This window comes from Actinomycetospora sp., from assembly GCF_036497585.1.
In the GTDB taxonomy this organism is placed as follows: Bacteria; Actinomycetota; Actinomycetes; order Mycobacteriales; family Pseudonocardiaceae; genus Actinomycetospora.
This window is the reverse complement of the sequence record NZ_DASXJD010000224.1, coordinates 85,305-106,643: the sequence shown is the minus strand read 5'-3', so window position 1 is coordinate 106,643 and position 21,339 is coordinate 85,305. Positions and strand designations below refer to the sequence as shown.

At 74.9% G+C, this 21,339-nt stretch carries 19 protein-coding genes; 1 reads left to right on the top strand and 18 read right to left on the bottom strand.

Features of this window, described 5'->3' with window-relative positions; all coding sequences use genetic code 11:
- Positions 1 to 86: 86 nt before the first annotated feature.
- The 15 genes from VGH76_RS23620 to pyrR form a co-directional block, all read right to left on the bottom strand.
- Positions 87 to 1,568: an RsmB/NOP family class I SAM-dependent RNA methyltransferase gene (locus VGH76_RS23620; protein ID WP_331559183.1), complete on the bottom strand. Its 1,482-nt coding sequence runs from the start codon at positions 1,566 to 1,568 to the stop codon at positions 87 to 89.
- A gap of 28 nt (positions 1,569 to 1,596) precedes the next feature.
- Entirely contained in the window at positions 1,597 to 2,523 is a 927-nt protein-coding gene (gene fmt, locus VGH76_RS23615) for a methionyl-tRNA formyltransferase (protein ID WP_331559182.1), read from the bottom strand.
- Positions 2,524 to 2,525: 2 nt separating this feature from the next.
- A complete protein-coding gene (gene def / locus VGH76_RS23610; protein WP_331559181.1) occupies positions 2,526 to 3,101 on the bottom strand; it encodes a peptide deformylase in 576 nt (191 codons plus the stop codon).
- A 66-nt stretch (positions 3,102 to 3,167) separates the two neighbouring features.
- A complete protein-coding gene (locus tag VGH76_RS23605; RefSeq protein ID WP_331559180.1) occupies positions 3,168 to 5,303 on the bottom strand; it encodes a primosomal protein N' in 2,136 nt (711 codons plus the stop codon).
- A gap of 189 nt (positions 5,304 to 5,492) precedes the next feature.
- A complete protein-coding gene (gene metK, locus VGH76_RS23600; protein ID WP_331559228.1) occupies positions 5,493 to 6,689 on the bottom strand; it encodes a methionine adenosyltransferase in 1,197 nt (398 codons plus the stop codon).
- 178 nt (positions 6,690 to 6,867) lie between these two features.
- Positions 6,868 to 8,118: a bifunctional phosphopantothenoylcysteine decarboxylase/phosphopantothenate--cysteine ligase CoaBC gene (coaBC, locus tag VGH76_RS23595; protein ID WP_331559179.1), complete on the bottom strand. Its 1,251-nt coding sequence runs from the start codon at positions 8,116 to 8,118 to the stop codon at positions 6,868 to 6,870.
- Positions 8,119 to 8,123: 5 nt separating this feature from the next.
- Positions 8,124 to 8,408, bottom strand: coding sequence for a DNA-directed RNA polymerase subunit omega (rpoZ, locus tag VGH76_RS23590; RefSeq protein WP_331559178.1), 285 nt, complete (start codon positions 8,406 to 8,408; stop codon positions 8,124 to 8,126).
- The gene (gmk, locus tag VGH76_RS23585) at positions 8,405 to 9,061 is read right to left on the bottom strand and encodes a guanylate kinase (RefSeq protein WP_331559177.1); all 657 of its coding nucleotides are present in this window, start codon (positions 9,059 to 9,061) and stop codon (positions 8,405 to 8,407) included. The genes rpoZ and gmk overlap by 4 nt, the downstream gene beginning before the upstream one ends.
- Positions 9,062 to 9,065: 4 nt before the next feature.
- Positions 9,066 to 9,383 (bottom strand): integration host factor, actinobacterial type, encoded by a 318-nt coding sequence (gene mihF / locus VGH76_RS23580; protein WP_169183015.1) that lies wholly within the window; start codon positions 9,381 to 9,383, stop codon positions 9,066 to 9,068.
- A 281-nt stretch (positions 9,384 to 9,664) separates the two neighbouring features.
- Positions 9,665 to 10,588, bottom strand: coding sequence for an orotidine-5'-phosphate decarboxylase (pyrF, locus tag VGH76_RS23575; RefSeq protein WP_331559176.1), 924 nt, complete (start codon positions 10,586 to 10,588; stop codon positions 9,665 to 9,667).
- The gene (carB, locus tag VGH76_RS23570; protein WP_331559175.1) at positions 10,585 to 14,019 is read right to left on the bottom strand and encodes a carbamoyl-phosphate synthase large subunit; all 3,435 of its coding nucleotides are present in this window, start codon (positions 14,017 to 14,019) and stop codon (positions 10,585 to 10,587) included. The genes pyrF and carB overlap by 4 nt, the downstream gene beginning before the upstream one ends.
- Positions 14,020 to 14,022: 3 nt before the next feature.
- Complete coding sequence (gene carA / locus VGH76_RS23565) at positions 14,023 to 15,135, bottom strand: glutamine-hydrolyzing carbamoyl-phosphate synthase small subunit (protein WP_331559174.1); 1,113 nt, start codon at positions 15,133 to 15,135, stop codon at positions 14,023 to 14,025.
- On the bottom strand, positions 15,132 to 16,415 hold the full coding sequence (locus VGH76_RS23560; protein WP_331559173.1) for a dihydroorotase: 1,284 nt from the start codon (positions 16,413 to 16,415) through the stop codon (positions 15,132 to 15,134). Before VGH76_RS23560 ends, carA begins: the two co-directional genes overlap by 4 nt.
- Positions 16,412 to 17,368 carry an aspartate carbamoyltransferase catalytic subunit gene (locus VGH76_RS23555; RefSeq protein WP_331559227.1) on the bottom strand — a complete coding sequence of 319 codons (957 nt, stop codon included), beginning with the start codon at positions 17,366 to 17,368 and terminating at the stop codon, positions 16,412 to 16,414. Before VGH76_RS23555 ends, VGH76_RS23560 begins: the two co-directional genes overlap by 4 nt.
- 41 nt (positions 17,369 to 17,409) lie before the next feature.
- Positions 17,410 to 18,009, bottom strand: a complete 600-nt coding sequence (gene pyrR / locus VGH76_RS23550) for a bifunctional pyr operon transcriptional regulator/uracil phosphoribosyltransferase PyrR (RefSeq protein ID WP_331559172.1) — start codon at positions 18,007 to 18,009, stop codon at positions 17,410 to 17,412.
- Positions 18,010 to 18,354: 345 nt separating this feature from the next.
- On the opposite strand from pyrR, the gene VGH76_RS23545 reads away from it, so the two are divergent.
- Positions 18,355 to 18,843 carry a transcriptional regulator gene (locus VGH76_RS23545; RefSeq protein WP_331559171.1) on the top strand — a complete coding sequence of 163 codons (489 nt, stop codon included), beginning with the start codon at positions 18,355 to 18,357 and terminating at the stop codon, positions 18,841 to 18,843.
- Positions 18,844 to 18,982: 139 nt separating this feature from the next.
- Here the strand turns inward: VGH76_RS23545 and nusB are convergent, their stop codons facing one another.
- The 3 genes from nusB to VGH76_RS23530 are packed head-to-tail and all read right to left on the bottom strand — an operon-like array spanning position 18,983 to position 21,303.
- Positions 18,983 to 19,549 (bottom strand): transcription antitermination factor NusB, encoded by a 567-nt coding sequence (gene nusB / locus VGH76_RS23540; RefSeq protein WP_331559170.1) that lies wholly within the window; start codon positions 19,547 to 19,549, stop codon positions 18,983 to 18,985.
- On the bottom strand, positions 19,549 to 20,112 hold the full coding sequence (gene efp / locus VGH76_RS23535) for an elongation factor P (protein WP_331559169.1): 564 nt from the start codon (positions 20,110 to 20,112) through the stop codon (positions 19,549 to 19,551). Before efp ends, nusB begins: the two co-directional genes overlap by 1 nt.
- 57 nt (positions 20,113 to 20,169) lie before the next feature.
- Complete coding sequence (locus VGH76_RS23530; protein ID WP_331559167.1) at positions 20,170 to 21,303, bottom strand: aminopeptidase P family protein; 1,134 nt, start codon at positions 21,301 to 21,303, stop codon at positions 20,170 to 20,172.
- Positions 21,304 to 21,339 lie beyond the last annotated feature (36 nt).

Here is a 21,339-nt window from a genome sequence, read left to right as displayed (position 1 = left end):
CATTCTGGCCTACGGCCATCGTGCGTGCGTTTCCGTGCGAGGGCACGACCGACCATTCAGCACGCCGATAGGGCACGCACAGGCCGTCAGGGGGAACGGCGCAGGGTGGCGCAGTACATGGCGTCGGTGCCGTGGCGGTGCGGCCAGAGCTGGATGCCGGGACCGTCCGGGACGGCGGCGTCGGGCACGCCGGGCAGGAGCGCGGCGGTGTCCAGCAGTTCGGCGCCGGTCTTCTCGGCGACGGCGCGGACCACCTCGACGGTCTCGGCGGGGTGCGGCGAGCAGGTCGCGTAGGTGACGACGCCGCCCGGCCGGACCCGCTCGAGGGCGTTCAGCAGCAGGCTGCGCTGGAGGTCGGTGAGCTCGGCGACGTCCTCGGGTCGGCGCCGCCACCGGGCCTCGGGCCGGCGTCGCAGGGCGCCGAGCCCGGTGCAGGGCGCGTCGACGAGCACCCGGTCGTAGGCGGCCTCGGGCAGCGCGATCTCGCGGGCGTCACCGGTGTGCACCCGGACCGGCAGGCCGGCGGTGGCCTTCTCGACCAGGGCGGCGCGGTGCGGGGCACGGTCGACGGCGTCCAGGGTCGCGCCCTCGATGGCGGCGAGCGCGCCCAGCATCACGGCCTTCCCGCCGGGCCCGGCGCACAGGTCGAGCCAGAGCTCGTCGCGGCCGGGTCCGTCGGGGCCGCGCAGCTCGGCCCGCGCGGCGGCGAGCGCGACGAGCTGGCTGCCCTCGTCCTGCACCACGGTCAGCCCCTCGCGGACCGGCTCGAGGTCCCCGGGGTCGCCGCCCTCGGTGAGGTGCACCCCGTAGGGCGAGTACGGCGCCTCGTCGCCCCCGGTGATCGCGGCGAGCTCCTCGGCCGTGATCTCCCCCGGGCGGGCGGCGAGGTGGACCGCCGGGCGGGCGTCGTCGGCGGCCAGGGCCGCGTCGAGCTCGGCGTCGCCGCCCAGCGCCTCGGCGAAGACCTCCGCGATCCAGCGGGGGTGGGCATGGACGAAGGCGAGGTGACCGATCGGATCCTCGGCGGCGGCGGGGGCGAGCTCGCCGACCCAGGCCTCCTCGTCCCGCTCCCCCACCCGGCGCAGGACGGCGTTGACGAAGCCGGTGGGCTTCGAGCCGGCGCGCGACCGGACGAGCTCCACGGTGGCCCCGACGGCGGCGTGGGCGGGGATGCGGGTGCGCAGCAGCTGCTGGGCGCCCAGGCGCAGGGCGTCGAGAACGACGCCGTCGAGCCGGTCGAGGGGCCGGTCGACGCAGGCGCCGAGGACGGCGTCGAGCAGGCCCTGCGCCCGACAGGCCCCGTAGGCGAGGTCCGTGGCCAGCGCGGCGTCGCGGCCGGAGATGCGCCGCTCGCGCAGCAGCCGCGGCAGGGTGAGGTTGGCGTACGCGGCGTCCTCGCGGACCGCGCGCAGCGTGTCGAGGGCGGCCTCGCGGGCCGGGTCGCCCTGCGGCGGGCGGTCCGGGCCGGAGCGGCCCCGGGGTGGTCCGGTGCGGTGCGGGCGTCCGGGGCGGCGGCGCGGGCCGCGTCCGGACCGGTGCCCGCCGGGCGGGACGGAGCTGTCGCTCATGCGTCCCCCGTCGCTTCGCTCGCCCCGGTCACGTGAACCGCTCCCCCGACCCCGGCTGTGCCCCGCGGGTCCAGTCGACGGCGGGCATGGCCGGCTTGCCGGCGGGCTGGACGGTACCCAGCGCGACCGGGGCGCCCGCGGTCCCGACCAGGACCCGACGCTTCTCGACGCGCAGCTCGCCGGGCGGGAGGTCGTCGAAGCCGGTGGTCGTCACGGGTCCGATCTTGACCCGCTGGTCCCGGAACTCGGTCCACGCCCCCGGCGCCGGGGTCACCGAGCGGACGAGCCGGTCGATCGCGAGCGGTGGGTCGGTCCACCGGATCCGGGCGTCATCCACGGTGACCTTCGGGGCGATCGAGACGCCCTCGGCGGGCTGCGGCACCGCGTCCAGCGAGCCGTCGGCGATCCCGTCGAGGGTGGCCGCGAGCAGGCCCGCGCCCGAGGACGCGAGGCGCGCGAGCAGCGAGCCCGCGGTGTCGTCGTCGGCGATCTTCTCGGTGACGGTGCCGAACACCGGACCGGTGTCCATGCCCGCCTCGAGCCGGAACGTCGTGGCCCCGGTGATCTCGTCGCCGGCGCGGATCGCGGCCTGCACCGGCGCCGCACCGCGCCACGCGGGCAGCAGCGAGAAGTGCAGGTTCACCCAGCCGTGCACCGGGATCTCGAGAGCCGCCGGGCGCAGCAGGTTGCCGTAGGCGACGACGGGGCAGCAGTCCGGCCCGATCGCGCGCAACCGGTCGAGGAACTCGGGGTCGGACGCCTTCGCCGGGGTCAGCACCTCGATCCCGGCCTCGTCGGCCAGCGCGCCGACCGGCGAGCGCTGCAACGTGCGACGGCGTCCGGCGGGCGCGTCGGGGCGGGTCACGACCGCGACCACCTCGTGGGCGTCCGCCTCGAGCAGCCGCCGCAGCGACACGACCGCGGGCTCCGGGGTCCCGGCGAAGACCAGCCGCATGACTAGCGGACTCCCCCGAAGAGCGGATTCACCGGGCCGTGCGTGGGGGCGTGCGGGCTGACCTTGACCCGCGGCGGCGCGGCCGGGTCGAACCACTCGGCCTGGCGGATGGCCGCCATCGCCTCCTTGCGGGTGGCGGGGTCGAGCTTGTCGAGGAAGAGCACGCCGTCGAGGTGGTCGGTCTCGTGCTGGATCGCGCGGGCCAGCATGGCGGTGCCCTCGATCTCCTGCGGCTCGCCGTGCAGATCCCACCCGCGGGCGACGACGTGGTCGTAGCGGCGGCAGTCCCACCGGAACCCGGGGATCGACAGGCAGCCCTCGGGCCCGACCTGCTCGGTGTCGTCGAGCACGGTCCACTCCGGGTTGACCATGTGCCCGTCGACGCCCTCGGCGCGGAAGACGAACACCCGCAGCCCGACGCCGATCTGCGGGGCCGCGAGCCCGGCGCCGCCCTGCTCGAGCATCGTCTCGGACAGGTCGTCGACGAGGGTGCGCAGCTCCTTGTCGAACGTCGTCACCTCGGTGGCGCGCTCGCGCAGGACGGGATCCCCGAAGTAGCGGACGGGCTGGACGGTCACGATGGTCCAGTCTACGGAGACGCAGCAGAGGGGAGCTCGACCACGGGGTACGGATCGGGTGAGGCGCTACAGCGGGTCCTGCGGGTCCAGCAGCACCCGCACCGGGTCGGTCTCCTTGCGGGCCGAGCGGGTGGCGACGGCGGCCGCGAGCGCGGCCGCGAGCGCCCGACCGGCACGGCGGGGCACCCGGACCAGGCAGCGCTCGGCGCGCTCGGTTCGCTCGTCGCCCCCGGGCAGCCGGGTGCCGGGCGGCAGCTCGACGGGCCCGAGGACCTCGGCCTCGGGCTCGCCCTCGCCGGTGTCGGGCAGGCGCAGCACGTCGAGCAGGCCGCGCAGCGCGTCCGGGTCGCCGTCGAGGGCGGCCATGCGCACCGCGGGCGGCAGGCCCAGCTCGGTGCGCGCGTCGAGCTCGGCGCCGGCGTGGGCGGCGGGGTCCCAGCGCACCAGGGCCTGCACCGCCGCGACGCTCGACTCCGCGACGACCACGACCCGCCCGCCGTCGGGGGCCGGGCGCACCAGCGAGGCCGCCGCGAACCACCGGCGCACCGTCTCCTCCGCGGCGCGCAGCTCCGGGCGGGCGAGCAGCGCCGCGCCGTCGAGGAGCAGCGCGGCGCCGTACCCGCCGTCGGCGACCGGCTCCGCGCCGGGGGTGGCGACGACGAGGGCCGGCCCGTCCGGGACGGTGTCCAGGATCGGCGACCCGCCTCCCGAGGAGCGCACGACGGTCTGTGGGAAGGCGCGCCCGAGCTCCTCCGACGTCCTACCGCTGCCCACCACGGTGGCCCGCAGCCGCGGGGAGGCGCACGCCGGGCAGCGGTAGGCGGTGTCGGGACGGCCGCACCAGCGGCAGGTGGGTGGGCTCGGGGTGTCCCGGGTGCCGGCCGGGATGCCCAGCGGGCCGTGGCAGTGCCGGCAGCGGGCCGGTTCGCGGCAACGGGCGCACGCGACGGCGGGGAGGTAGCCGCGGCGCGGAACCTGGACGAGGACGGGCCGGTGGGCGGCCAGCGCCTGTCGGGCCGCCTCGAAGGCGACGCCCGGCACGCGGGCGGCGCGGGCGGTGGGGTCGCGCAGGAGCTGGTGGTCGTCCTCGCCGATGGCGGTGACCCGCGGGGCGCGGGCCCGGACGGTGGCGCGCTCGGCGACCACCGGGTGGGCCCACCGGGTCCGGACGAGCACCTCGGCCTCGGCCGTGCGGGTGGTGCCGGCGACGAGGAGTGCCGCGCCGGCGGCGTGGGCACGGTCGAGCAGCACATCGCGGGCGTGCGGGTAGGGCGCGCGGGGCTCGGCGTGGCTGTCGTCGCCATCGTCCCAGATCGCGAGCAGCCCCGGGTCGTGCACCGGGGCGAAGGCCGCGGCCCGGGTCCCGACGGCCAGGCGCCGGTGTCCCCGCGCGACGGCCAGCCAGCGCCGGTAGCGCTCGGCGGGACCGAGGTCGGCGGCGAGGGCGGCCACCTGGTGCTCGCCGACGACCTCGACGCACGCGGCGTGCAGGCGGTCGAGGTCGCGCCGGTCCGGGACGACGATCACCGCGCCGTGCCCGGCGGAGAGCGCGGCCCGGGCGGCCTCGGCGAGCCGGCGGGCCCAGTCCTCGCCGGGCAGGGCCTGCCAGACGGCGTGGGCGCCCTGGCGGCGGGCCAGGGCGTCGAGGAAGGCCTGCCCGCGGGGGTAGGCCGACCAGCCCGGGTCGTCCCGGGCCTCGTCGTCGGGACCCGCCTCGTCGGGACGCTCCGGCGTTGTCTCCTGCTCGACGCGGGCGTGCCGCGGCGGGACCGCCAGCCGGAGCACGTCGGCCAACGTGCCGGAGTAGCGGTCGGCCACCGTGCGGCACAGCGTGGCGAGCTCCGGGGAGAGCACCGGCTCCGGGGAGACGACCTTGTCCAGCCAGCCGAGCCTGCCGTCGTGGTCGGAGGTGTCGGTGCGGTCGAGCACGAAGCCGTCGACGGTGCGCCCGGCGAAGCGCACCCGCACCCGCGCCCCGACGACGGCGGTCTCGTCGAGCTGGACGGGCACGCGGTAGTCGAAGGGCCGGTCCAGGTGGGGCAGGGACACGTCGACGGCCACCTTCGCGACCGATCGGCTCGGCGCGGGCAGCCGCTCGTTGTGCTTGGGCTGCTTCGGGCCGGGCCGGGCCGGCGGCGGTTCGGCCGAGGGCATGCCGGGGAGCGCGAGGACGTCCTCGCCGCCCGCCCGGGATCCGCTCATGCGCGCCGGTCTACCAGAGGGCACCGTCGGCCCGGGCCCGGTCCGGCACGGAAGATCGACGACGGGGCGAAACTGTCACTGGATGCAAGCAACGCCGCTCCGCTGACATGGCCGAGGGGCCCGCTGGCACGACGACGGCCCGGCCACCCCACGAGGGGCGACCGGGCCGAGGCCGAGAACGGGGTTCGGTCAGCTCACGATCGACTTGAGCTGGTCCGCGCGGTCGGTGCGCTCCCAGGGCAGGTCGAGGTCGTCACGGCCGAAGTGGCCGTACGCCGCGGTCGGCTGGTAGATCGGGCGCAGCAGCTCGAGGTCGCGCACGATCGCGCCGGGGCGCAGGTCGAACACCTCGCGCATGGCCTTCTCGATCTTGGCCGGGTCGACGTTGGCGGTGCCGAACGTCTCCAGGAAGACGCCCACGGGCTCGGCCTTGCCGATCGCGTAGGCGAGCTGGACCTCGGCGCGCTTCGCGAGGCCGGCGGCGACGACGTTCTTCGCCACCCAGCGGCCGGCGTACGCGGCCGAACGGTCGACCTTCGACGGGTCCTTGCCGGAGAACGCGCCGCCGCCGTGGCGGGCGTAGCCGCCGTAGGTGTCGACGATGATCTTGCGGCCGGTCAGGCCGGCGTCGCCCATGGGGCCACCGGTGACGAAGCGGCCGGTCGGGTTGACCAGGACGCGGGTGTTCGACGAGTCGAGGTCGATGCCCTCGAGCGTCGGCTCGATGACCTTCGACCGGATGTCGGGGGCCAGCATGTTGTCCAGGTCGATGTCCGCCGCGTGCTGGGTGGACAGGACCACGGTGTCGACGGCGACCGGCTTGTCGTCCTCGTACGCGATCGTGACCTGTGTCTTCCCGTCCGGGCGCAGGTAGGGCAGCGTGCCGTCGCGGCGGACCGCGGTGAGCTTGCGCGCCAGCCGGTGCGCGAGCCCGATCGGCAGCGGCATGAGCTCGGGGGTGTCGGCGTCGGCGTAGCCGAACATCAGGCCCTGGTCGCCCGCGCCCTGCTTCGCGATCTCGTCCTCGGAGCCCTCGACGCGCGCCTCGTGGGCGGTGTCGACGCCCTGGGCGATGTCCTTGGACTGCGCGCCGATCGAGATCGAGACGCCGCAGCTCTCGCCGTCGAAGCCCTTGGCCGACGAGTCGTAGCCGATGTCGAGGATGGTCTTGCGGACGACGTCGACGTAGTTGACCCACGCGTTGGTGGTCACCTCGCCGGCCACGTGCACCTGGCCGGTGGTCACCATCGACTCGACGGCGACGCGGCTCTTCGGGTCCTGCGCCAGCAAGGCGTCCAGAATCCCGTCGGAGATGGCGTCACAGATCTTGTCCGGGTGGCCCTCGGTGACGGACTCGGAGGTGAACAAACGCCTAGCGGGCACAATCTCTCCCTGCCTCGACAATGGGACCCGACAACCCTAACGGCTCCCCCGGCCCCTGGCAGGGCCCTGACCGGGCCTTCTGCGCAGCCCGTCACAGTTCGGTTGTGCTCGGCGACGACGTGTGGGAATGACGTTTCAAGCAGGTTTCGTCACGGTCCGTGGTCGGGCGGGCACGCAGCGCTCAGGAGAGGCGGGGGGCGATCGCGTCCCAGACGCGGGCCGCGAGCGCGGCCTTCGACCCCCTCGGCAGCGCCACCGAGGACCCGTCGGAGCCGAGCAGCCAGCCCTCGTTGTCCGCACCCTCGAAGGCGGAGTGACCACCGCCCCCGCCTGCACCGACGGCGTTCACGACGAGCATGTCGCACCCCTTGCGCGCGAGCTTCTCGCGGCCGAACGAGAGCACGTCGTGCGTCTCGTCGCCGGTCTCCGCGGCGAAGCCCACGACGAGGCGCCCGGGCACCTGCTCGGCCACGAGCTCGGCGAGGATGTCGGGGTTGCGTGTGAGAGGGATCGCGTCCGGCTCGCCGTCGCCCTTCTTGATCTTGAACCCGGCCACGTTCGCCGGCCGGAAGTCGGCGACGGCGGCCGCCATCACCACCGCGTCGGCGCCCTTGGCGGCGTCGACCACGGCACGGCGCATCTCCTCGGTGGTCCGCACGTGCACGACGTCGACGGCGGCCGGTGGCTCCAGGTCGGCCGTCGTGCCGGCGACGAGGGTGACCTGCGCGCCGCGCTGGACGGCGACGCGGGCGAGCGCGAAGCCCTGCCGGCCCGAGGACCGGTTGCCGAGGGTGCGGACGGGGTCGAGCGGCTCGGCGGTCCCGCCGGCGGAGACGACGACGTGGCGGCCCTCGAGGTCCCGGGGCAGCGCGGCGGAGTCCTCGAGCAGCAGCCGGGCGAACTCGGCGATCTCGACGGGCTCGAGGAGGCGGCCAGGCCCGGAGTCGGCGCCGGTGAGGCGTCCTGAGGCGGGCTCGAGGACGAGGGTGCCGCGGCGGCGCAGCGTGGCGACGTTGTCGCGCGTCGCCGGGTGGTCCCACATCTCGGTGTGCATCGCGGGAACGGCGAGCACGGGACATCGGGCCGTCAGCAGCGTCGAGGTCAGCAGGTCGTCGGCGCGGCCGGCCGCGAGCCGGGCGAGGAGGTCGGCGGTCGCCGGGGCGCACACGACGAGGTCGGCGCGGCGGCCGAGCGCGACGTGGGTGACGTCGGGGACGTGCTCGAAGACCCCGGAGAGCACCTCGCGGCCGGAGAGCGCCTCGAAGGTGGCCGCCCCGATGAACTGCAGTGCGTTCGGGGTGGCCACCACCTGCACGTGGTTGCCGGCCTCGCGCAGCCGCCGGAGCAGCTCACAGGCCTTGTAGGCGGCGATGCCGCCGGAGACCCCGAGGACGATCTCCTTCGGGGCCGCGGGAGCGCCGCCGTCGGACACGGGGCCTATTCGCCCTCGGTGTGCTCGAGCATCCGCCCGTGGATCTCGCGCATGGCGATCGAGAGCGGCTTCTCGCGCGGGCCGGGCTCGACCAGCGGGCCGACGTACTCGAGCAGACCCTCACCGAGCTGGGCGTAGTAGTCGTTGATCTGGCGCGCCCGCTTGGCGGCGTAGATCACCAGCGCGTACTTCGAGCTGACGGTCTCCAGCAGCTCGTCGATCGGCGGGTTGGTGATGCCCTCGGGCACGTCGTGGAAGCCACCGCTGACACGGCTGGTGGGGATGCTCACTCACTTGCTCCTGCGGCTCGGGGTCCGACGGCCCCCGCGTGCGCTGGGTCGTCGACCGCAGAACCGCAGGCAGGGGCGTCAGAGGGATGTGCCAAGTCTACCAATCGCCGTGCGGTCTCCCGGACGTCGTGGTTCACCAGCGCGACGTCGAACTCCCGCCGGGCCGCCAGCTCGACGCGGGCCGTGGCCAGCCGACGCTCGACGACCTCCGCCGGCTCGGTGCCGCGCCGGGTCAGGCGCGAGACCAGCTCCTCCCACGACGGCGGCTCCAGGAACACCAGCAGCGCGTCGGGGCGGCGCTGGTGCACCTCCCGGGCGCCGGCGAGGTCGAGCTCGAGCAGAACCGGCTCGCCCGCGGCGAGATGCTCCTCCACGGGCGCGGCCGGGGTGCCCGAGCGGTGCAGACCGCGGTGGATCGAGGCCCACTCCAGCATGTCCCCGGCCGCGACCATGCGGTCGAACTCCTCGTCGGAGACGAAGTGGTACTCGCGCCCGTCGACCTCCCCCGGCCGGGCCGCGCGGGTGGTCGCCGACACACTGAACCACAGCGGGGCGTCCATCCGGCGCAGCTCGGCCACGACGGTGCTCTTGCCGACCCCCGACGGCCCCGCGAGGACGAGGAGCCGACCGCGGCGGGAGGACTGCGGGCTCACCGGCTCACTCGCCGTCGAACTCCGCGAGCAGGGCCTTGCGCTGGCGCTCCCCCAGGCCGCGCAGCCGGCGGCTGGGCGCGATCTCCAGGCGCTCCATGATCTGCTGGGCGCGGACCTTGCCGACGCCGGGCAGTGCCTCGAGCAGCGCCGAGACCTTCATCTTGCCGAGCACCTCGTCGGAGTCGGCCTGGTCGAGGACGTCACCCAGCGTGGTGCCCCCGCGCTTGAGCCGCTCCTTGAGCTCGGCCCGGGCGCGACGGGCGGCGGCTGCCTTCTCCAGCGCGGCCGCCCGCTGCTCCTCGGTCAGCTCGGGAAGTGCCACGGTCTCCTCCGGTTCAAGCGGGTCGGTGGTGTCGGGTCGGTGACGGGCCCGTCGGGACGGTCACGACCTCGACCGGGTCGGGCGGAACTCGTCGCAGGCGAACGTACCGTCTGCGCGGCCGGGACACAGTCCGCGGGTGTCCGGCGTGTGAACGTCGTCGCCCCGCGTAGTGGTCCCCGTGCGCTGGGACGACGACGGCCACCGCAAGGGTGACGCGGACGGCGTACGTCGACGGGCCGGACGCCCGGCGCGCCGGGGGCCGGTGCGCCCCGCGTCGGGTGTCATGCGCCGACCGGTCCGGCCGGAAGGTGCAGATCCCGCAGCGAGCCGTTCAGCGCGGCGCAGGCGTCGTGCAGCGCTTCCGGGTCGGGGCCCGCGGCGAGGACCTCGCGGGAGCTGGACGGGACCACGGGCCCGCTGCCCGCCGCGAAGGCCTCGGCGAGGTCGGCCGGCGTCGCGCCCTGGGCCCCGAGGCCCGGGACCAGCACCGGCCCGTCGAGCCGGGAGAGGTCCAGCCCGTGGGCCCGCCCGGTGGTCCCGGCCGTCGCCCCGACGACGACGCCCGCGACACCCGGGTGGCGGACGTTCACGGCCGCGCAGGAGTCGACGACGCTCTGGGCGACCTCGCGCATCCCCCGGTACCCCGCGCCGTCGCCGGGGGACGCCGACGGGTCGAGCGTCCACGCCTGCGCGGACTGCACCGCCGGCGCCTCGGGGTTCGAGGTGCGCGCCAGGACGAACACCCCGCGACCCGTCGCGGCGGCGAGGTCGATCGCGGGCGTGAGCGAGCCGACCCCCAGGTAGGGCGAGAGGGTGACCGCGTCCGCGGCCAGCGGCGAGGTGTCCGCGAGCCACGCCGACGCGTAGGCCGTCATCGTCGAGCCGATGTCGCCGCGCTTGGCGTCGGCGATCGTGAGCAGACCGGCGTCCCGGGCGTCGGCGAGCACCCGTTCGAGGGCCCGGATCCCGCCGCTGCCGTGGACCTCGAAGAGCGCCACCTGCGGCTTGACCACCGCGACGTGCCCGGCCAGGGCGGCCACGGCCTCGCGCCCGAAACGCTCCACCCCGGCGGCGTCGTCCTCGTGGCCCCACCGCGCCAACAGCCCGGGATGGGGGTCGATGCCGACGCACAGCGGCCCCTGGTCGGCGACGGCCGCCGTGAGGCGGGCCCGGAACGGGGTACGGGCCCGCGGACCCGTCGTCACGCCGGGACCGCCCCCGCCGGCTCCGCGCCTGCCGGCTCCGCGCCTGCCGGCTCGGCGCCTGCCGGCTCGGCGCCCGCCGTCTCGGACCGAGCCTTGGCCAGCCGCTCGTGCAGCACCTGCAGCGGGGTGACCGCGACCTCGCCGCCGATGACCGCCTCGATGGCCTGCACGGCCGCGGCCGCGCCCTGCACCGTCGTCACGCACGGGACGCCGACGTTGAGGGCCGCGGCCCGGATCTCGTAGCCGTCGACGCGCGGGCCCGCGTGCCCGACCGGGGTGTTGATGATGAGGTCGACCCCGCCGGCCTGGATGGCGTCGACGATGTTGTCGGGCCCCTCGAAGTGCTTGCGGACCACCGTGGCCGGGATGCCGTTGCGCTCCAGCACGCTCGCGGTGCCCGCCGTCGCGAGGATCTCGAACCCGAGGTCGGCGAGCCGCTTCACCGGGAAGATCAGCGACCGCTTGTCCCGGTTGGCCACCGAGACGAACACCCGACCCGACGTCGGGAGCGGCCCGGACGCGGCCGCCTGGGCCTTGGCGAACGCCGTCGAGAAGGCGACGTCGATGCCCATCACCTCGCCGGTCGACTTCATCTCCGGCCCGAGCAGCGAGTCCACCCCGCGCCCGTCGGGGCGGCGGAAGCGGTGGAAGGGCAGCACGGCCTCCTTGACCGCCACCGGGTGCTCGGTCGGCAGGTGCCCGCCGTCGCCGGCCGCGGGCAGGATGCCCTCCCGGCGCAGCCCCGAGATCGTGGCGCCGAGCATCACCCGCGCGGCCGCCGAGGCCAGCGGCACCCCGGTGGCCTTCGCGACGAAGGGCACGGTGCGGCTGGCGCGGGGGTTGGCCTCGAGGACGTAGAGCACGTCGTCCTTGAGCGCGTACTGCACGTTCATCAGGCCGAGCACCCCGAGGCGCCGGGCGAGCGCCACCGTCGAGGCCCGCACCGTCTCGATCTCGGAGAGCCCGAGGGTGATCGGCGGGAGGGTGCACGACGAGTCGCCGGAGTGGACGCCCGCCTCCTCGATGTGCTCCATGATCCCGCCGAGGTAGACCTCGCCGGTGGCGTCGCACAGGGCGTCGACGTCGATCTCGATGGCGTCGTCGAGGAAGCGGTCGACGAGCACCGGGTGGTCGGGGGTGACCTCGGTGGCGCGCGCGATGTAGTCCGCGAGCGTCTCGTCGTCGTAGACGATCTCCATGCCGCGCCCGCCGAGCACGTAGGAGGGCCGCACCAGCACTGGGTAGCCGATCTCGGCGGCGATGGCGCGCGCGCCGTCGAAGCTGGTCGCGGTGCCGTAGGGCGGCGCGGGCAGCCCGGCGTCGTCGAGGACGCGGCCGAACGCGCCGCGCTCCTCGGCGAGGTCGATCGCCGCGGGCGGGGTGCCGACGATGGGCACGCCGGCGGCCTCGAGCGCCGCGGCGAGCTTGAGCGGGGTCTGGCCGCCGAGCTGGACGACCACGCCGGCCAGGCCGGGCGTGCGGGTGCCGTCGGCGTGGCGCACGGAGTCCCCGCCGCCGGAGAGGCGCTCGGCGTGGACGACCTCGAGGACGTCCTCCTCGGTGAGCGGCTCGAAGTAGAGCCGGTCGGCGGTGTCGTAGTCGGTGGAGACCGTCTCGGGGTTGCAGTTGAGCATCACGGTCTCGAACCCGGCGGCGCGCAGGCTCGTGGCCGCGTGCACGCAGGAGTAGTCGAACTCGATGCCCTGCCCGATCCGGTTCGGCCCCGAGCCCAGGATGATCACCTTGGGCTTCTCGGTCTGCGGGGTGACCTCGGACTCCGCCGACGGGTCCGACTCGTAGGCCGAGTAGTGGTACGGGGTGTGCGCCTCGAACTCCGCGGCGCAGGTGTCGACGGTCTTGTAGACCGGGCGGACGCCGAGGCGGTGCCGCAGCGCCCGCACCCCGGCCTCGCCCGCGAGCTCGGGGCGCGCCCCGGCGACCTGGGCGTCGGAGAGGCCCGCGCGCTTGGCCCGGCGCAGCAGGAGCGCGTCGAGCACCGGCGCGTCGGCGAGCTCGCGGCGCAGCTCGACCAGGCCCTGGATCTGCTCGACGAACCACGGGTCGATCCCCGAGGCCCGGCTGACCGCCTCGACGCTGTTGCCGAGCCGCAGCGCCCGCTCCACCGCGTAGAGCCGGCCGTCGCGCGGGAGCGACGCGCGGTGCAGCGCGTCCTCGGCGGTGATCCCGTCGGGGTCGGGGCGGGTGCCGAAGCCCGCGTCGGAGGTCTCGGTCGAGCGCAGCGCCTTGTTCAGCGCCTCCGGGAACGACCGGCCCAGCGCCATCGCCTCGCCGACCGACTTCATCGTCGTCGTCAGTGTCGGGTCGGCCCGGGGGAACTTCTCGAACGCGAACCGCGGGACCTTGACCACGACGTAGTCCAGCGTCGGCTCGAAGCTCGCCGGGGTCTCGCCGGTGATGTCGTTGGGGATCTCGTCGAGGGTGTAGCCGACGGCGAGGCGGGCGGCGATCTTCGCGATCGGGAAGCCGGTGGCCTTCGAGGCCAGGGCGCTCGAGCGGGACACCCGCGGGTTCATCTCGATCACGACCAGGCGCCCGGTCTCCGGGTGCACCGCGAACTGGATGTTGCAGCCGCCGGTCTCGACGCCGACCTCGCGCAGCACAGCGATGCCGGTGTCGCGCATGACCTGGTACTCGCGGTCGGTCAGCGTCATCGCGGGGGCGACGGTGACCGAGTCCCCGGTGTGCACGCCCATCGGGTCGACGTTCTCGATCGAGCAGACCACGACGACGTTGTCCTTGCCGTCGCGCATCAGCTCGAGCTCGTACTCCTTCCAGCCGAGCACCGACTCCTCGATGAGCACCTCGTGCACGGGGCTCGCGGCGAGCCCGGTGCCGGCCAGCCGCTCCAGCTCCTCGTCGGTGTAGGCCAGCCCGGAGCCCAGCCCGCCCATGGTGAAGCTCGGCCGGATGACCACGGGCAGCCCGACCTCCGCGACCGTGGCCCGCACCTCGGCCATGGAGTGGCAGACCTCGGAGCGGGGCACGTCGCCGCCCAGCGAGCGCACGATCTCCTTGAACTTCAGCCGGTCCTCGCCGCGCTGGATCGCGTCGATGTCGGCGCCGATGAGCTCCACGCCGTAGCGCTCGAGGACGCCGGCGTCGTGGAGCGCGATCGCGGTGTTGAGGGCGGTCTGGCCGCCCAGCGTGGCCAGCAGCGCGTCGGGGCGCTCGGCCTCGATGACCTTGGTGACGTACTCGACGGTGATCGGCTCGACGTAGGTGGCGTCGGCGTACTCCGGGTCGGTCATGATCGTGGCCGGGTTGGAGTTGACCAGCGAGACGCGCAGGCCCTCCTCGCGCAGCACCCGGCAGGCCTGGGTGCCGGAGTAGTCGAACTCGCAGGCCTGCCCGATGACGATCGGGCCCGACCCGATGACCAGGACGTGGTGGATGTCGTCGCGGCGCGGCATCGCTCAGCGCCCTCCCATCAGGCTGGCGAAGCGGTCGAAGAGGTCGGCGGCGTCGTGCGGTCCGGCCGCCGCCTCGGGGTGGTACTGCACGGAGAAGGCGGGCACGTCGGAGCAGGTGAGTCCCTCGACGACGCCGTCGTTGGGGCAGCCGTGCGAGAGGTGGACATCCCCGTGCGGGGAGTCCACGTGCTCGCCGGGCCTGCCGGCGACCGCGAACCCGTGGTTCTGGCTCGTGATCGCGACGGTCCCCGTGGTGTGGTCGACGACGGGGATGTTGAGGCCGCGGTGGCCGTAGCGCAGCTTGAACGTCCCGAGCCCGAGGGCCCGGCCCAGGATCTGGTTGCCGAAGCAGATGCCGAACAGCGGCACCCCGCGGCGCAGCACCTCGGCGGTGAGCGCGACGGCGTGCTCGGCGGTGGCCGGATCGCCCGGCCCGTTGGAGAGGAACACCCCGTCGGGCGACCCGTCGAGCAGCTCGTCGATCGTCGCGGTGCTGGGCAGCACCCGGGTCTCGATGCCGCGCGCGGCGAGCATCCGGGGCGTGTTCGCCTTGATCCCGAGGTCCAGCGCGGCGACCGAGAACCGCCGGGCGCCCTCGGCGGCCACCGTGTACGGCGTCGTGGTCGTGACCTCGCCCGCGAGGTCGGCCCCCGCCATCGGCGGGCTGGCCCGCACGGCGTCGAGCATCTCGGCGGTGGTGCCCAGCGCGTCGCCGGAGAACAGCCCGGCGCGCATCGAGCCGGTCTCGCGCAGCCGACGGGTGATCGCCCGGGTGTCGACCCCGGAGACCCCGACGACGCCCTGGCGCTCCAGCTCCTCGCCGAGGCCCCGGCGGGAGCGCCAGTTGGACGGCATCCTCGCCGGGTCCCGCACCACGTAGCCCGCGACCTGGATGCGCGCGGACTCGTCGTCCTCGTCGTTCCAGCCGGTGTTGCCGATGTGCGGCGCCGTGGAGACGACGATCTGGCGGCGGTAGCTCGGGTCGGTGAGGGTCTCCTGGTAACCGGTCATCCCGGTGGTGAACACGGCCTCGCCGAGCGTGCGGCCCCACGCCCCGAACGGCTCGCCGCGGTGGACGGTGCCGTCCTCCAGCACCAGCAACGCCTGATCGCTCACCACTGCCCGACCTTCCCGTCTCTGACCGTCCATCGTCCCCGCAGCATGGTGTGGACCACCGACACCGGCAGCTCCATCCCCTCGTACGGGGTGTTGTCCGCGATGCTGGCCAGCTCCGCGCCGCGCACCGTCCACCGCGCCGCGGGGTCGACCAGCGTGAGGTTCGCCGGCTCCCCGGGCGCGATCGGCCGCCCGTGGTCCGGCAGCCCCGCGATCCGGGCCGGCGCCTCGCTGCACACCCGGGCGACGCCGCGCCAGTCCAGCAGTCCGCCCTCCACCATGGTGGCCCCGACGACCGACAGCGCGGTCTGCAGACCGAGCATCCCGGGACGTGCGTTCGACCACTCGCAGTCCTTCGCCTCGACGGCGTGCGGGGCGTGGTCGGTGGCGACGCAGTCCACGTCGCCCTCGGCGAGCGCCCGGCGCAGCGCCAGCGTGTCGGCCTCCGGGCGCAGCGGTGGGTTGACCTTGTGCACCGGGTCGTAGTCCTCGGCGGCGGTGTCGGTGAGCAGCAGGTGGTGCGGGGTGACCTCGGCGGAGACCTGCGCGCCCAGGGTCTCGCGCGCCCAGCGCAGCACCGCCACCGAGCCCGCCGTCGAGAGGTGGCAGACGTGCAGCCGCGCCCCGGCCGCCGCCGCGAGCATCGCGTCCCGGGCGACGATCGACTCCTCCGCGGCCGCGGGCCACCCGGCCAGGCCGAGCCGGGCCGCCACCGGGCCCTCGTGGGCCTGGGCGCCGACGGTGAGGCGGTGGTCCTCGGCGTGCTGGGCCACCACCGCGTCGAGCGAGCGGGCGTACTCCAGCGCGCGGCGCATGACGAGCGGGTCGTTCACGCAGCGGCCGTCGTCGGAGAAGACCCGCACGCCCGCGGGCGAGGCGGCCATCATCCCCATCTCGGCGAGGCGCTCCCCGCCGAGCCCGACGGTGACCGCGCCGACCGGGTGCACGTCGACCAGCCCGACCTCGCGGCCGCGGTGCCACACGTGCTCGACGACGACGGGTGAGTCCTGCGTCGGGTTCGTGTTCGGCATCGCGAACACCGCGGTGTAGCCGCCGAGCGCGGCCGCGGCGGACCCGGTGGCGACCGTCTCCGCCTCCTCGCCGCCCGGTTCGCGCAGGTGGGTGTGGAGGTCGACCAGGCCCGGGAGGGCGACGAGCCCGTCGCCGTCGAGCGTCTCGTCGGGGTCGTCGAGGTGCTCCACGAGCCGGCCGTCCTCGACGTACAGGTCGGTGGCGTCCTCGCCGTAGGGGCGGACGTTCGCGATCCTCAGGGTGGTCATGCCACGTCCTCCCCGGCGAGCAGGTGGTAGAGGACCGCCATCCGCACGTGCACCCCCGCAGTGACCTGCTCGGCGATGGCCGCCCGGTCGGAGTCGGCCACCGAGCTCGCGATCTCCATGCCGCGCACCGCCGGCCCGGGGTGCAGCACGACCGCGTGGTCCGGCAGCGTGTCGGCCCGGCGCTGGGAGAGCCCGAAGCGCACCGCGTACTCCCGCGATGACGGGAAGAACGCGCCGTGCATCCGCTCGGCCTGGACGCGCAGCATCATCACCGCGTCGGGCGAGGTGGCCAGGTGGGCGTCGAGGTCGTGGGTCACGGTGACCGGCCAGGCGTCCACCCCCTGCGGCAGCAGCGTCGGGGGCGAGACCAGAGTGACCTCGGCGCCGAGGGTGGCCAGCAGGTGGGCGTTGGAGCGGGCGACGCGGCTGTGCAGCACGTCGCCGACGATCGCGACCCGCCTGCCCCCGAGGTCCGCCCCGAGACGCCGGCGCAGGGTCGCCGCGTCGAGGAGGGCCTGGGTGGGGTGCTCGTGGGTGCCGTCGCCGGCGTTCACCACGGCCACGTGCCCGTCGGTGTGGGAGTGCCCGACGCGGTCGAGCCACCCCGCGATGCGGTGCGGGGCCCCCGACGCCGGGTGGCGCACCACGACGGCGTCGGCGCCGGCGGCCGCCAGGGTCGCGGCGGTGTCGCGCAGCGACTCGCCCTTCCCGACGCTGGAGCCGAAGGCGCTGACGTTGATCGTGTCCGCGCTCATCCACTTCCCGGCGACCTCGAAGGACACCCGGGTGCGCGTGGAGTTCTCGTAGAAGAGGGTGACGATCGTGCGCCCGCGCAGGGTCGGCAGCTTGCGGACCGCGCGGCCGGTGAGGGCCTGCTCCGTGTTCGCGGCGGTCGCGAGGAGTGCCTCCGCCTGGTCGCGGCGCAGGTGCTCGGTGGAGAGCAGGTGGCGCAGCCCGATCGCCGAGCCGCCCTGCCCGTCGTCGTCGGGCCCGCTCACCGCAGCGTCACCCCGTCGTGGCCGTCGGACTCCACCAGCGACACCGCGACGTCCTCGCCGCGGTTGGTCGGGACGTTCTTCCCGACGTAGTCCGCGCGGATCGGCAACTCGCGGTGCCCGCGGTCGACCAGGACGGCCAGCTGGACGGCGCGCGGCCGGCCGTGGTCGCGCAGCGCGTCGAGGGCCGCGCGCACCGTGCGCCCGGACATCAGCACGTCGTCGACGAGCACGACGGTGACGTCGTCGATCCCGGCGGCGGGGATCTCGGTCTCGGCGAGGGGGCGCGTGGGCTGGCGGCGCAGGTCGTCGCGGTAGAGGGTCGGGTCGAGGGTCCCGACATCGACCGTCACGGACTCGCCGTCGCTCCCGGCGCCGATCGCGTGAATCCGCTCGGCGAGGCGGTGAGCGAGGTGGACGCCGCGGGTGGGCAGTCCGAGGAGCACGACCCGTGCACCGGAGCCCGCCGTCTTCTCGAGGATCTCGTGGGCGATCCGGGCGACGGTGCGCGCCACGTCCGCCGACGAGAGCAGTTCGCGCTCACCCTCGGCGTTCGTCGCACCACCCGGCCCGGGACCGCCCCGGCGCCGCGTGGGCACTCGGGGACCTCCTTCTCCGCCTCGCGGGACGGCTCTTAAAGGATGTCGATGGGGTTCAAGTCCGAGATTATCAGCCACGGAACGCGATCGTTCGGGCCGCCCGGGCAACCGCCGGACCCGGTCGGCGGGCGCTCTGCATCCAGACGATCACGGTGGGCGTCGGAGGGACGGGGACGCGGACCACCCGACCGGATCCGCGTGCCGCGCGACACACCCGACGACCAGCGATCCGACCCCGGCTTGACCTCGTGATCGCAGAGGGCGCATCATCACTCTCCGTATCGACTTCAGCAGGGAGCGTCGGGCGGTCGGGCCGACCGACGCGTCGGGAACGGGGTGCCGCCAATGGGCGACTATGCGAAGGCGCTGGGCGCCAAGCTTCGGGGGATCCGGCAGCAGCAGGGACTCTCGCTGCACGGCGTCGAGCAGAAGTCGGGCGGACGCTGGAAGGCCGTCGTCGTGGGGTCCTACGAGCGCGGTGACCGCGCCGTGACCGTCCAGAAGCTCGCCGAGCTCGCGGACTTCTACGGCGTGCCGGTGGCCGAGCTGCTGCCGGAGGGGCGCATCCACTCGGGCTCCGAGCCGGCCGCCAAGATCGTCATCAACCTGGAGCGGCTGCAGGCCCTCCCGGCCGACAAGGCGGGTCCGCTCGCCCGCTACGCGGCGGCCATCCAGAGCCAGCGCGGTGACTACAACGGCAAGGTCCTCTCCATCCGCAACGAGGACCTGCGCTCGCTCGCGATCATCTACGACATGACGCCGGGCGACCTGTCCGAGCAGCTCGTCGAGTGGGGCGTGCTGCCGCCCGAGGCGCGGGTCGTCCGCGAGGACTGACCCGCCGGCCGTTCCGAGCGAAGGGCCCCGTCGCTCGAGTAGATGAGCCAGGGGCGCCCTTCGCCGGAACGCCGACCGGAGATGCCCCGCGAGCGAGGGGCGCCGCCGTGCGGATAGATCGACCGACGGGCCCCTTCGCTCAGTCCGCCGTGCCCTCCTCGGCCGCGGACCCCGCCGCGGCCTCGAGCTGCGCGTCGGGCGGCACCTCGACCCGCTCCCGCTCCGGCGCCGCCACCGGCTCCCGCCGCCCCGACGCCAGCCCTGCCAGCACCCCGTTGACGAACCGGGGCGAGTCGTCGGTCGAGAGCTCCCGGGCCAGCAGGATCGCCTCGTCGATGGCGACCGCATCGTCGACGTCGTCGGTGAACAGCACCTCGAAGGCCCCGATCCGCAGGATCGCGCGGTCGACCGCCGCCATCCGCTCCACCGACCACCCGCGCGCCATCTCGCCGAGGGAGGCGTCGATGTGGTCCCGGTGCGCGACGACGCCCTCGACCAGGGTCTGCGCGAAGTCCGACACCGGCGGCGCGTCCGCGCCCGAGATCCGGCGGCGCAGCACGTCGAGCGGGTCCTCGCCGCGGGCCTCGGACTCGAAGAGGATGTCCAGCGCGCGCTTGCGGGCCTTCGAGCGGGACCCCTTGCGGACCGGAGCCTCCCTCGACGGCTTTCCTGGCCGGGTCGAGCTCCGCTGCGCTCCGTCTCCCACTAGGAGGAGACGCGGCCGAGGTACCGGCCGTCGCGGGTGTCGACCTTGACCTTGGTCCCGGTCTCCAGGAACAGCGGGACCTGGATCTCCGCGCCCGTCGACACCGTCGCCGGCTTGGTGCCCCCGGTGGAACGGTCGCCCTGCACGCCCGGGTCGGTGTGGGTGATCTCCAGCTCGACCGAGGCCGGCATCTCGATGAACAGCGGCACGCCGTCGTTGAAGGACACCTGCACCTCCTGGTTCTCCAGCAGGAAGCGCGCCTTGTCCCCGACGGTCTGCCCCGGGACCGGAATCTGCTCGTAGTCGTTCGCGTCCATGAACACGAAGTCGTCGCCGTCGCGGTAGAGGTAGGTCATGTCGCGGCGGTCGACGTTGGCCGTCTCCACCTTGGTGCCCGCGTTGAACGTCTTGTCCACGACCTTGCCGGTCATGACGTTCTTCAGCGTCGTCCGGACGAAGGCGCCGCCCTTGCCCGGCTTGACGTGCTGGAACTCGGTGACGGACCAGAGGTTGCCGTCGATCCGCAGCACCAGGCCGTTCTTCAGGTCGTTCGTCGTCGCCACTGCTGCGTCGCTCCTGTGCTCGATCTCGTCCCGGGCGGTCTCCGGGTCGGTCCCGCGTCAGCCCAGGACCAGCAGATCCCGCGTCGACGCGGTCAGCGGTTCGGCCCCGGACGCGGTGACGACCAGGGTGTCCTCGATCCGCACGCCGCCGCGACCGGGGAGGTACACGCCCGGCTCGACGGTGACCGTCATGCCTGCCTCCAGGGTAGCGGTCGCCGTCGCGCCCATCGCCGGAGCCTCGTGGATGACGAGCCCGACGCCGTGCCCGACCGGGTGCACGAAGTGCTCGCCGTAGCCCGCGGCGGTGATGACCTCGCGGGCGGCGCCGTCGACGTCGCTGGTCGCGACGCCGGGGCGCAGCGCGGCCCGCCCGGCGGCCGCGGCCGCGTCGACGAGGGCGTAGACCTCGCGCTGCCAGTCGGCGACGGCGTCCTCGGGCCCGACGAGCACGGTGCGCGTCATGTCCGAGTGGTAGCCGTCGACGAGCGCGCCGAAGTCCATCGTGACGAGGTCGCCGGCCGCGAGGGGGGCGTCCGAGGGCCGGTGGTGCGGGATCGCGGAGTTGCCGCCGGCGGCCACGATCGTCTCGAAGCTCGGGCCCGACGCGCCGTGGGCGACCATGCGCTCCTCCAGCTCGCGGGCCACCTCCCGCTCGGTGTGCCCGGGGGCGAGGACCCCGTCCGCGACGGCGCCGGCGAGCGCGGCGTCGGCGGCCGCGCAGGCCAGGCGCAGGGCGTCGACCTCGTCGTCGTCCTTGACCGCGCGGAGGCGCTCCACGAGCCCGGGGGCCCGGCGCAGGTCGGCCTCGGTGGCCGCGGTCAGCATGTCGAGGGCGTCGACGGTGACCTGGGCGCTGTCGAACCCGACCGCGCCCGCCGTCGTCGCGTGCAGCAGGGCCGGCCCGCACCCCCGCTCGACGAGCAGCGGGAGCTCGGGGGTCTCCGCGACCGCCTGGGTGGTGTAGCGGCCGTCGGTGGCGAGCACCGTGCGGGCCTCGTCGCCCGGGCCGTCGGCGGCGTGGACGAGCAACGCGGCATTCGACCCGGTGAACCCCGCGAGGTAGCGCACGTTGACCAGGTCGGTCACGAGCAGCGCGTCGAGGTCGGCCCCGCGCAGCGCCGCCCGCAGCGCCTCCCGACGACGGGCCCCGGCCGGGTGCGCGCTGGGGGTGAGGGTGGTCCGCGGGGTCACCGGCGCAGCCTAGGGCCGACGGCGCCGACGGGAGGT

Bases quoted from the DNA above. Each gene is read 5' to 3' on its own strand.
- VGH76_RS23620 (WP_331559183.1), bottom strand. From the start codon at position 1,568: ATGAGCGACAGCTCCGTCCCGCCCGGCGGGCACCGGTCCGGACGCGGC.
- fmt (WP_331559182.1), bottom strand. From the start codon at position 2,523: ATGCGGCTGGTCTTCGCCGGGACCCCGGAGCCCGCGGTCGTGTCGCTG.
- VGH76_RS23605 (WP_331559180.1), bottom strand. From the start codon at position 5,303: ATGAGCGGATCCCGGGCGGGCGGCGAGGACGTCCTCGCGCTCCCCGGC.
- carB (WP_331559175.1), bottom strand. From the start codon at position 14,019: ATGCCGCGCCGCGACGACATCCACCACGTCCTGGTCATCGGGTCGGGC.
- VGH76_RS23560 (WP_331559173.1), bottom strand. From the start codon at position 16,415: ATGACCACCCTGAGGATCGCGAACGTCCGCCCCTACGGCGAGGACGCC.
- VGH76_RS23545 (WP_331559171.1), top strand. From the start codon at position 18,355: ATGGGCGACTATGCGAAGGCGCTGGGCGCCAAGCTTCGGGGGATCCGG.